Genomic DNA, 11,743 nt, shown 5'->3' with positions numbered 1-11,743 from the left:
AGAGACAGTTTTACGGATGATGACTTATGCAACGCTTTCAGGTCTCAAATCAGTTCCGCCGACTTCAGTTTGCGATCGTCACGATTGCGATGTTATTTAGCTTGATCTCCTTTCCGCAGTTGGCTTCAGCAGAACCGACGATCGCGCAAGCTCCAAAAGCGATCGAGCGCGGGAGTTTTGTGGCAGAAGCGGTTCAGAAGGTGGGCGCGGCAGTGGTGAGAATCGATACGGAAAAAACGGTGACGCGACGGGCAGACCCAATGTTCGATGATCCAATGTTCCGGCGATTTTTTGGGGAGGATTTTTCGACCGTACCGCGATCGGAAACCTTGCGCGGTCAGGGATCAGGATTTGTGATCGACAAAAGCGGCATCATCTTGACGAATTCTCATGTGGTCAATGGTGCGGATAAAGTGACGGTGACGCTAAAAGATGGGCGCGTGTTTGAAGGCAAGGTGCGCGGTTTTGATGAAGTGACAGATTTGGCGGTTGTCAAAGTTGACGGCAAAGATCTGCCGATTGCATCGCTGGCAGATTCCGATCAGGTACAGGTGGGCGATTGGGCGATCGCGGTTGGCAACCCGCTCGGACTGGATAACACGGTGACGCTAGGAATTGTAAGTACGCTGCATCGATCGAGCGCTCAAGTGGGTTTAAGCGATAAGCGCTTGGACTTTTTGCAGACGGATGCGGCGATCAATCCGGGGAATTCGGGTGGGCCGTTGTTAAACGATCGCGGTGAAGTGATCGGAATTAACACCGCAATTCGGGCAGATGCAATGGGAATTGGATTTGCGATTCCGATCAATAAAGCGAAGTTGATTAAAGATGCGTTAGCGCGGGGTGAAAAGATTCCACATCCGTATCTGGGCGTTCAGATGACGACTTTAACTCCTGAAATTGCGCGGCAAAACAACACCGATCCGAATTCTGCGTTTGAAGTACCAGAAGTGAATGGTGTGATTGTGGTGCGAGTGTTGCCGAACTCGCCTGCTGCGATCGCGGGTATCCGTCGGGGAGATGTGATTACTTCGATCGGTGATCGATCGATTACTAAGGCAGAACAGCTTCAAGAACTGGTGGAAAATACCAAGCTGGGTCAGACGTTAAAGATGCAGATCCAACGGAATGGACAGGTGCAACAGTTAGCGGTGAAGCCTGCGGAATTGCAGGATGCAAGCTAAGAGATTGTATTGGTCGATGAAGTCCAAGCTTTATTCGGGAAGTAGGTAGAAACATTCGGTGTAATGCTCTTTCAGAGGATGCGATCGATCGTTTTCCGTCTACTTCCCGATTTTGGCAGTTTGGGCTAAAGACATTCTGCATCACTGCTCATTTTTGTCTCAAAGCCAAAAATGGGCATTCTGCTAAGAAACTAACCCCCAGAAGTCGCTTTAGCTAAGGAATGGATCGGAGTTGCAATCGACTCAATCACAAGAGTGGCTCCAGGTTGCTGGGCTTTGCGTTGGAGCTGTCGCAATGCCCGTTAATGCCAGCCTGAGAGCCATCAGCCTTACATCTTAATGGGGGGCAATTCACTATGACCGATGCAAATATTTAGAGAGTGATCAGTGGTTTGAAATGGCAGCCGAACGTGGAGCCGACGATACAGATGATGAGATTGAAAGAATTGTCAGGATGACAAAAGAAAGGATAAATGTAGAGAAGTTGCTGAGTACCTTCTCCAAAAAGATCCAAATCGTTATAGTTGGGCAAGTTCATATCTCAAGTAGGAGAAAAGATGGAAATATGATTGCAGAAATTGCGCGAAAACTATAGATCTTGAAAGAGAATGTCAGGGCTTATAGCTTATAGATTGGGATGTAAATCTTCCTGTCTTGGTCGTTGCGCCGCTCGGAGCGTCTGAAGCATGAGTACCCACAAGAATAAACTTTGGCTACGCTGGATCGCCGCCAATGCTCTTTCGGAAGTGTTCGGACTGGGGGCGACCTTTGTGGCGATCGCGCTGCTATCAACAAAAATAGAGCGTCAACACACCGCAGGCGTTTTACTCGCTTTTGCAATTGCTCAATGGTGGGTCTTACAAGGGAAGGTCAGCAACGCTCGATTGTGGATTCCGGCGAATATGCTGGCATGGGCAGTTGGAATGCCCGTGATCTTTTGGGGAATGGATCTCGCTTTCAAAATGACGACGACCTGGCAATTAGTCTGCGTCATTGGTAGCACACTGCTCGCCGCAGGAGCGATCGTGGGTCTTATTCACGGGCGATTTTTGATGGTCTTGTCTCAAGCCAAATAATGTGGAGATTTCAAGCACTCTCGCTCAACGTGAGATCGCTTCAGCTTGCTCAATCCGTCTCGGCACTTCATACGTCCAAAAATCTGAAGCTAGTTCAGTATTCGGAAAGATAGCGCGGGCTTCAGCTAGAAGATCTTGAAGCTGAACTGGATTTCCGGGTGCGTATCTGGGGCTGAAGTGCGTCATGATCAGCGTTTTAACTTGTGCGAGCAAGGCAGTTTGCGCCGCCATCGTCGAGGTGGAATGCAGCCTTTGAAATGCCATTTCTGCGTCCTGATGGGCAAATGTGGCTTCGTGAATCAGCACATCGGCATCTCGCGCCAAGTCGATCGCGTTTTCACAAAAGACGGTATCGGTACAGTAAGCTATTTTGCGACCGATCTCGGTTTCACCACAGAGGGTTTTGCCGTCGATCGTGCGTCCATCGGGTAATGTGACGCTTTCTCCCCGCTTCAATTTTCCATAGAGAGGGCCAGACGGAATCCCTAATTCTTTCGCCAGTTCTGCCTTAAAGTGTCCTGGACGGTCTTTCTCAGCCACACGATACCCAAATGCGGGAACGCGATGCTTGAGCAAGCTGCAAGTGACCATAAATTCTTCATCCTCAAACACCAAACCGGGGCTCACCGGATGAAACTTTACCGGATACGAGAAATGCGTCTGTGAGTAGCGCTTACAGGCTTTGAGATATTGGTCTAATTCAGGTGGGCCGTAAATATCGATTTGCTCTGGATTTCCCGCGAGTCCGCAGCTTGCCAGCAGTCCCATCAAACCGAAAATGTGATCGCCGTGAACGTGAGTAACAAAAATTCGGCGAATTTGACTCACTCGTAAATCGCTTCGCAAGAATTGATGTTGCGTTCCTTCGCCACAGTCAAACAGCCACACTTCAGCGCGTTGCGGCAATCGAAGCGCGATCGCAGAAACATTGCGCGATCGAGTGGGAACCCCAGAACTTGTTCCCAAAAATGTGATCTGCAAAGCTAACCCACCTGAACTCAATACACTACACTACCTTCATACTGCCACAGGAATTTGCACGAGACCGAGCGGATCAATCAGAAATCTCAACCAAGTAGAATGAGTTCAAAGTCTGCAATGCTGTGATGATGAAAGAATTTACGATTGGTGAAAAAGTCCGCCTTGTCTCTCTACCGCCCTATCTAAAAACGGCTGAGCCGATGCCGATGCTGCGTCCGGCGGATATTTTGCAGATTGGAGACGAAGGAACCGTTCTCGATCGACGACCCGGCGGATATTGGGGGGTTCGGTTTGGCAAAGGCGCATTCTTGCTAGACGATCAGTATCTAGAATCAATCTAGTTCACTGAAGCGGGCGCGATACTGCTGAAGGAGTCGTTCGACTTCCTGTTTTTGCTGCTCAGCTTGCTCTGCCCGTTGTCGCTCCTGTTCTGCTCGTTGCTGCTCGTTGGCCAACTGCTGACTGATTTCAGCGAACGAAAGAAAGCGACTTCCGTCTGGACGATACAACTCTAATTCTTCTGCTAAGTTGAAGCGAATGCCCAGGTGAGGACTAATCCAGCCGTTCATTTCTTCGATGCTGTCGATTCCGGTATCCGACCGGTGCCATCCACTCAGTTCAATGCGGTTAGGGTCGTAAATGTAATACTCTTCAACGCCGTAGCGATCGTGAAACAGCAGTTTGCGATCCATCTCGCGGCGAGTGTTGCCTGGAGAGAGGACTTCAAAGACCACGTGGGGCGGAAGGTTGTCCTCTTTCCATTGCTGGTAGGAACCGCGATCGCCCTTTGGTCTACCGAATACCACCATTGCATCTGGAGCGGTGCAAACGGTGTTGTTGCCTTCGATCGAGTACCACAGCGAATTGCGTGCGACGAACACATTTGGGTCATCTGCAAATAGCCATTCTAGATTCTGTTTGATGACAACAATCCAACGGAATTGCTTAATGTTATCTGCTATTGGCTTGCCGTCGCTTTCCGGATAAAACACTTCAGAAGAAACCAGTGCTTGTTGCTGAGGTGTCATGCTGAAATTCCTGATTGCAACCGTTTTGATTAATTTAACGTGAATTCGACAAATCTCTTGCTTCGGTTTGAGCGGCTTCCTGCCCCTAAATCCCCCAGAATGAGGGATTTAGGGGGCTTCCCAAGTTCAGCAACGAAGCGAGTTCTTGCTGTCGAACTCAGGTTAATCTAACATAGAACTATTGAACTATCCTACAGTAAAAAAATCCCGCTTCGGGTTAAGAAAGCGGGATGATTGATGAAGTGTCAAACGATCGTTAAACCGATTGCTTTTCTCTAGCCAGGAACTTCTCAAGCTCGGTTAGTGCATCTGCATCCACTTTGGTTTGCATCGGGCAGAATTTAGGACCACACATCGAGCAGAATTCTGCGGTCTTGTAGATATCGGCTGGTAGCGTTTCATCGTGGTATTCTTTGGCGCGTTCTGGATCGAGCGAGAGTTCAAACTGTCGGTTCCAGTCAAAGTTGTACCGCGCTGCCGAGAGTTCGTCGTCGCGATCGCGTGCCCCTGGTCGGTGTCGTGCGATGTCGGCGGCGTGTGCTGCAATTTTGTAAGCAATCAAACCGTTACGAACATCTTCTGCGTTCGGTAAGCCTAAATGCTCTTTCGGGGTGACGTAGCACAGCATTGCGGTGCCGTACCAGCCAGCCATCGCAGCCCCGATCGCTGAAGTGATGTGGTCATATCCTGGTGCAATGTCAGTTACGAGCGGGCCTAACACATAGAACGGTGCTTCGGAACACTCTTCCATTTGTTTGCGAACATTAAATTCGATTTGATCCATCGGAACGTGTCCGGGGCCTTCGACCATCACTTGGACATCATGTTCCCAAGCTCTACGAGTCAGTTGACCCAGGGTTTTGAGTTCTGAAAGTTGCGCTTCGTCGGAGGCATCGTGAGTACAACCCGGACGGAGAGAATCGCCTAAGCTGAAAGATACATCGTACTTCTTGAAGATTTCGATGATGTCGTCGAAGTGGGTATAGAGCGGATTTTGCTTGTGATGGTGCAGCATCCAACGGGCAATGATTCCGCCACCCCGCGAAACAATTCCAGTAATCCGAGAGCGCACAAGTGGCAGGTATTCGATCAGCAATCCAGCGTGAATCGTCATGTAATCGACCCCTTGCTGGGCGTGTTTCTCGATCACATGGAGGAAATCATCGGGGGTTAGACTTTCCAAATTGCCATGTACGCTTTCGAGAACTTGATAGATTGGCACAGTGCCGATCGGTACTGGAGAAGCGTTAATAATCGCCGTCCGAATTTCATCCAGGTTGCCGCCACCCGTGGACAAGTCCATTACGGTATCCGCGCCGTATTTCACTGCCAGATTGAGCTTGGCAATTTCTTCGCTCATATCAGAAGAATTCGGTGATGCGCCGAGATTGGCATTCACTTTGCACTTGGAAGCAATCCCGATCGCCATCGGTTCTAGATTTGGGTGATTGATATTCGCTGGAATGATCATCCGACCCCGCGCCACTTCATCGCGAATCAGTTCGATCGGGAGGTTTTCGCGCTGGGCGACATAGTGCATTTCCTCGGTGATTACACCTTTTCGAGCATAGTGCATCTGAGAGACGTTGCTCTGCCCGCGACGCTTGGCAATCCAATCTGTCCGCATAAATTTTTCCTCTGATAGTTAGCTTCCCTTCGCTGGCATTACCCAGTCTCAGGTTCTAAGAGTTTGTTCTCAGCCCAAGTGGGCACCCCTAGCTTGATTGCTTATCGTATCAGGTTGACGACAAAAATTCTTAATTTGTACAGTTCGTTTCTCTATCGAAAAGATTGATGTCGAAGTGCGATCGATGGTAAAGCTAGCATTCGTTTGAGTTAAAGCATCTCTATCAATAGCTAGGTGAGTTTTCTTGATCAAGATTCTATAAGTAGGCTAGGTGAGTTGTGGCTTGATGGCAATGCAGTAATGGGAGTCGCACTTTTTCGTCCATCGAGTTGCAAATGGAATGAGTCAAACTCTAGACGCTTGGTGGAACGTTCCTATGAATCAACTGATTACAGCAATTTTACAAAATCCCGAAGAAAAAGCAGCGCTTCAGCAGCTTGTGGATCGTTTGAGCCGATCGGAGCAGCGCTATTTTCTCAAAAACGAGATTCTCCAAGCCTTTTTTGAATATTGTCACGAAACGCAAAAGCCTGCTCATTTCTTACATTCTTCGCACATTGCACACTTGATTCAGTACAGCCACGAACTGTTATTGGAAAGCGATCGTATTTGGTTAGTCCTGCGTCCGTGGGTTGCCAGTCAACAGATTTGGGCGATCAATTCAGCCCTGACAGAATGCACCGAGATGCCTCCGAAAGAGATGCTGGAAGCTCGCGATCGATTTGTCGGTCATGCTCAACCAAATTTGTTTGAAATCGACGTTACGCCGTTTTATGAAGGCAGTCCGACGATTGATGATCCGCGCAACATTGGGCAAGGACTTGCTTTTCTCAATCGCTACTTATCCAGTCAAGTTTTAGACGATCGAGAGTATTGGTTTAATCTGTTATTCGATGTGTTGCATCGGCATGAGTACGAAGGCATTCAGCTATTGATCAATGATCGCATTCAGTCCGGTGAACATTTAGCGCAGCAGGTTCGACAAGCAATTCAAATTCTGCGATCGCGTCCTGCTGATGAACCCTATCAAAATATTCACCCAGAGTTACAGCCGCTTGGATTTGAGCCAGGATGGGGCAACACCGCAGAACGAGCGCGCCAAACGTTGGAACTATTGGATCAGTTGATCATCATGCCACAGAGCGCGATTTTAGAGGCATTTGTGGATCGATTCCCCTCAGTGTTTCGAGTCGTCTCCGTGTCGATTCATGGTTGGGTGGGACAAGAAGACTTAGGGCGACCGGAAACATTGGGGCAAGTCGCTTATGTGTTGGATCAAGCCCGATCGCTCGATCGCCAATTGCAAGAGAACATTGAACTCACTGGGTTGAAGATGCTAAACATCCAGCCGCAGGTCATTGTCTTAACGCGATTGATTCCAAATTGTGAAGGAACTCACTGTGCATTGCCTTTAGAGAAGATTGATGGCACTGAAAATGCCTGGATTCTGCGGGTTCCGTTTCGGACATTTAACCCGAAAATTACTGATAATTGGATTTCTAAGTTTCAGATTTGGGGCTATTTGGAGAGCTATGCGATCGACGCTCAAGCTCAGTTACTCAAGCAACTTGGGGATAAACCAGACTTAATCATTGGTAACTACAGTGATGGAAATTTAGTTGCTTCACTCATGGCGCGGCAGCTTAAGGTAACACACTGCAATATTGCTCACTCGCTCGAAAAGCCGAAGCATTTATTTAGTAATCTTTACTGGCAAGAATTAGAGCCGCAATATCATTTTTCGGCACAATTCACCGCAGATTTGATCAGTATGAATGCGGCAGATTTTATTGTGACTTCCTCGTATCAAGAAATTGTCGGTTCTCCGGATACGTTTGGGCAGTACGAATCCTACAAATGTTTCACAATGCCGCAGCTTTATCATGTGATCAACGGCATTGAACTGTTTAATCCGAAATTTAATCGAGTTCCGCCGGGAGTCGATGAGCGGGTGTTTTTCCCGTACACCGAAACGCGATCGCGCTTCTCCATCGATCGGGTTAATCACCTATTATTCGACGAGCAAGAAGACGCATACATCTTTGGCAAACTCGCCGATCCACAGCGTCGTCCACTTCTCGCGGTTGCACCCCTAACGGCGGTGAAAAATTTATGTGGGCTAGTGGAATGCTTTGGGCGCAGTGATTTACACCAGCGTTGTAATTTAATTCTCGTTACTAATAATCTTCATATTAGAGATGCCATTAATGATCATGAAGCCGAAGAGATCGAGAAGTTGCATCGATTAATCGATCATTACCAATTGCACGAACACATTCGCTGGATTGGTAAACGCCTTTCCAATCCTGATCTCGGAGAAATGTATCGCTGCATTGCCGATCGTCAGGGAATTTTCGTTCACTTTGCTCGATTTGAAGCATTTGGTCGCGTATTGCTCGAAGCGATGATTTCTGGATTACCTGCATTTGTAACCGAGTTTGGGGGAACGACTGAGATCATTGAAAACGACAAGTATGGAGTTTTGATTAACCCGACTGATCTCCAAGGCTCAGCGCGTAAGATCTTAGAGTTTCTCGATCGTGCAGACGCTGATCCAAATTATTGGCAGTCTATGTCAGATCGAAGTATCCAGCGGATTCATGATGAGTACAATTGGCAACATCACACGCAGCAACTTTTACTTCTAACTAAACTTTATAGTTTCTGGAATTATGTCCATCGCGAAAGTCGAGAATCGCTGTTACACTATCTCGACGCTTTGTTCCACCTGATCTACAAACCTAGAGCCGAACTGATTCTGGAACAACACCAAAAACAATAACCCCTGAACATTCTCGCGGAGTTTTGCCCCATGACTCAGACCGATCGCTCCCCTTTGATTTATACCGACTGGACAGTCATCGAAACTCAATTCGATCCAAAGCTGACTAACACCCGTGAAACGATTTTTACGATCGGCAATGGTTATCTTGGCACTCGCGGCAGCTTTGAGGAAGGATTTTCTCGCTCCCAACCGGCGACGCTGATTCATGGGGTGTATGACGATGTTCCGGTGGTTTACACCGAGCTTGTAAACTGTCCCGACTGGTTGCCATTGTTGATCATTGTGGATGGAGAGCGCTTTCGGCTCGATCAAGGTGAGATTCTGAGCTATGAGCGTCAGCTTGATGTCAAGCGAGCGGTGTTGAGTCGATCGATCAAGTGGCGCAGTCCAAGCGGGAAAACGATTTCACTACACTTTGAGCGGTTCGCAAGTCTGGCAGATGAGCATATTGTCGGATTGCGCTGTCAGATTACCACGGAGCAAGACACCAACATTGAAGTTCAAGCCAGCATCAATGGTTATCCAGAGAACCAGGGCTTTAACCATTGGGAACAACTAGGACAAGGTAAAACAGAGCATGGAGTCTGGCTACAAGTCCGCACCCGCACTTCGCATATTGAACTTGCGATGGCTTCGAGTTTGTCGTTAGATGGTGCAGAAGGGACAGTACAGACAACTAATGTTCCGGGCTATCCAACCTTAACCACAACCTTTGTGGCTCTGGGTGGAAAAACCATTACGATCGAAAACCTGATCACCATCTATACTTCTCGCGACACCGAAGCTCCGGTTAAAGCTGCACAAACAAAGCTTGCCACATTAACTAACTATCAAACCTTGTTTGATGCTCATGCCCAAAGTTGGGCAGAAGCTTGGCAACAAAGCGACATTGTCATCGAAGGCGATCTTCGCGCTCAGTTCGCTGTGCGCTACAACTTGTTCCAATTGCTCATTGCGGCGGCACGACACAACGATCGTGTCAGCATCCCAGCAAAAACGCTTTCTGGATTTGGCTATCGCGGTCACGTTTTTTGGGACACTGAGATCTTTATTCTGCCGTTCTTCACCTTCACTCAGCCGCACCTAGCGCGAAATCTACTCAGCTATCGATATCACACGATCGAGGGCGCACGTCGTAAAGCTGCTTACTATGGCTACAAAGGCGCGATGTATGCTTGGGAAAGTGCAGATACCGGAGATGAAGTCACGCCTCGCTGGGCATTACCGAAAGATCCTTACGGTGAAGACATTCGGATTTGGTGTCGCGATCGTGAAATTCACATTAGCGCCGATATTGCCTACGCTACATGGTACTACTGGCAAGCTACTAATGATGATGAATGGATGCGCGATTATGGCTGTGAGATCATCTTAGGTACGGCTGTATTTTGGATGAGTCGAACCGAATGGAGTACGCAGCATGAACGCTTCGAGATCCGTGAGGTGATTGGTGCAGACGAATATCACGAACACGTTGATAATAATGCGTTCACCAATCGCATGGCACAGTGGCATCTAGAAAAAGCAATTTATATCTATGATTGGTTGAATAAATGTTATCCCGATCGCTTGGAAGACTTGTGCGATCGCTTAAAAATCACGCCAGAACGTCGATCGCGTTGGCAAGACATTGCTAACAATATGTGGATTCCTTATCATTCATCGGGATTGATCGAACAATGCGAAGGCTTCTTCAAGCTCAAAGATATCAATCTGCAAGACTATGAACCGCGCAGCAAATCAATGCAGGAGATTCTAGGAATTGCAGGTGCAGACAAAGCGCAAGTTCTCAAGCAGCCGGATGTATTGATGCTGCTGTATCTGATGCGGCAATCACAAGAGTTTCCTTACTCACAGGAATCTTTAGAAGCAAACTGGAACTACTACGCGCCTCGCACTGATATCACTTATGGATCATCATTAGGCCCTGCCATTCATGCAATTCTGGCATCGGATCTCAACAAAACGATCGAAGCCTACGATCGCTTCATGCAAGCCGTATTAGTTGACCTCGAAGACACACGCGGCAATGCACATGACGGCATTCACGGTGCGTCCGCAGGCGGCATCTGGCAAGCCGTTGTTCTCGGCTTCGGTGGTATCCAATTTGGCGATGAACCCTTTGCCCATCCGCATCTTCCCCCTGGTTGGACGCGGCTCAAATTCCGCCTACACTGGCGGGGCAAATGGCACGAATTCGATCTCAAAGCAGAACCCAAACCTTCTAAACCGATCATGACTTCTTCGATTCCTTCTTCCAATATTCAAGGCGCAATCTTCGATCTCGATGGTGTCATTACCGACACGGCGGAATATCATTACCGCTCTTGGCAACGGCTTGCCGACGAAGAGGGAATTCCCTTCGATCGTCAAGCGAACGAAGCCCTGCGTGGTGTATCTCGGCGCGAATCTTTAATGAAAATCATCAGCGGTCGCTCTTTCAGCGAAGAACAAATTCAGCAAATGATGGAGCGCAAAAATCAATACTATGTTGACTCTATCCAAGCCTTTTCACCCAATGATCTGCTACCGGGAGCGCTGAACTTACTGAAAGAATTGAAACAAGCAGGAATTAGAATTGCACTGGGATCAGGCAGTAAAAATGCGCGTCCGGTGCTGGAAAAACTTGGCATTGCTGACCAGTTTGACGCGATCGCAGATGGATATAGTGTCGATCAAGCAAAACCCGCTCCGGATCTGTTCCTCTTTGCCGCAAAAGAACTCGGACTCCCTCCAGAACAATGCGTCGTGTTTGAAGATGCCGAAGCCGGAGTGGAAGCCGCTTTAGCTGGAAATATGTGGGCAGTGGGATTGGGCCCGGTTGAGCGCGTGGGTGAAGCCCATATCGCTCTCCCAAGCTTAGCAGAGGTACATTGGGCGGATTTACTCGCTCAGTTGCAGCAAATTGCAAAAGAAGGCGGTAGAAAAGCAGAATTAATTCGCTAGTTAACCTGAGTTCGGGTTAAGCCGGGAGCAGCAGATTGTGGTCGAGCGCAATGGACGGTTTCTTCGGTTGATGGCAGTAGGCAATCAAGCCGCCGAGAATGTTGACAAAGCAATTG

8 protein-coding genes and 1 riboswitch are annotated in these 11,743 nt (G+C 48.3%); of the genes, 5 read left to right on the top strand and 3 right to left on the bottom strand.

All coding sequences use genetic code 11. From position 1 onward, the window contains the following. Nucleotides 1-26: 26 nt before the first annotated feature. Together NC980_RS00040 and NC980_RS00035 are read left to right on the top strand one after the other, a co-directional pair. On the top strand, nucleotides 27-1,184 hold the full coding sequence (locus NC980_RS00040) for an HhoA/HhoB/HtrA family serine endopeptidase (RefSeq protein ID WP_190378459.1): 1,158 nt from the start codon (nucleotides 27-29) through the stop codon (nucleotides 1,182-1,184). A 686-nt stretch (nucleotides 1,185-1,870) separates the two neighbouring features. Further along, nucleotides 1,871-2,260: a hypothetical protein gene (locus NC980_RS00035; protein WP_190378458.1), complete on the top strand. Its 390-nt coding sequence runs from the start codon at nucleotides 1,871-1,873 to the stop codon at nucleotides 2,258-2,260. 24 nt (nucleotides 2,261-2,284) lie between these two features. On the opposite strand, the gene NC980_RS00030 is transcribed toward NC980_RS00035, so the two are convergent. Continuing rightward, on the bottom strand, nucleotides 2,285-3,241 hold the full coding sequence (locus tag NC980_RS00030) for a ribonuclease Z (RefSeq protein WP_190378457.1): 957 nt from the start codon (nucleotides 3,239-3,241) through the stop codon (nucleotides 2,285-2,287). Between the two features lie 125 nt (nucleotides 3,242-3,366). On the opposite strand from NC980_RS00030, the gene sipA reads away from it, so the two are divergent. Next, the gene (sipA, locus tag NC980_RS00025) at nucleotides 3,367-3,582 is read left to right on the top strand and encodes a regulatory protein SipA (RefSeq protein WP_190378456.1); all 216 of its coding nucleotides are present in this window, start codon (nucleotides 3,367-3,369) and stop codon (nucleotides 3,580-3,582) included. Here the strand turns inward: sipA and NC980_RS00020 are convergent. Together NC980_RS00020 and thiC are read right to left on the bottom strand one after the other, a co-directional pair. Further along, nucleotides 3,574-4,269, bottom strand: coding sequence for a Uma2 family endonuclease (locus tag NC980_RS00020; protein ID WP_190378455.1), 696 nt, complete (start codon nucleotides 4,267-4,269; stop codon nucleotides 3,574-3,576). The genes sipA and NC980_RS00020 overlap by 9 nt on opposite strands. A gap of 256 nt (nucleotides 4,270-4,525) precedes the next feature. Beyond that, on the bottom strand, nucleotides 4,526-5,896 hold the full coding sequence (gene thiC / locus NC980_RS00015; protein WP_190378454.1) for a phosphomethylpyrimidine synthase: 1,371 nt from the start codon (nucleotides 5,894-5,896) through the stop codon (nucleotides 4,526-4,528). 7 nt (nucleotides 5,897-5,903) lie between these two features. Continuing rightward, nucleotides 5,904-5,996, bottom strand: a riboswitch (TPP riboswitch). Between the two features lie 276 nt (nucleotides 5,997-6,272). On the opposite strand from thiC, the gene NC980_RS00010 reads away from it, so the two are divergent. Both NC980_RS00010 and pgmB read left to right on the top strand, forming a co-directional pair. Further along, nucleotides 6,273-8,678: a sucrose synthase gene (locus NC980_RS00010; protein WP_190378876.1), complete on the top strand. Its 2,406-nt coding sequence runs from the start codon at nucleotides 6,273-6,275 to the stop codon at nucleotides 8,676-8,678. A 30-nt stretch (nucleotides 8,679-8,708) separates the two neighbouring features. Then, entirely contained in the window at nucleotides 8,709-11,627 is a 2,919-nt protein-coding gene (gene pgmB, locus NC980_RS00005; protein ID WP_190378453.1) for a beta-phosphoglucomutase, read from the top strand. Nucleotides 11,628-11,743: the final 116 nt, after the last annotated feature.

It is taken from the genome of Leptolyngbya sp. AS-A5, assembly GCF_039962495.1.
Classification (GTDB): Bacteria; Cyanobacteriota; Cyanobacteriia; order Leptolyngbyales; family Leptolyngbyaceae; genus Leptolyngbya.
Note: the sequence above shows the minus strand (reverse complement) of the source record. Positions and strands in the feature narration are given on the sequence as shown.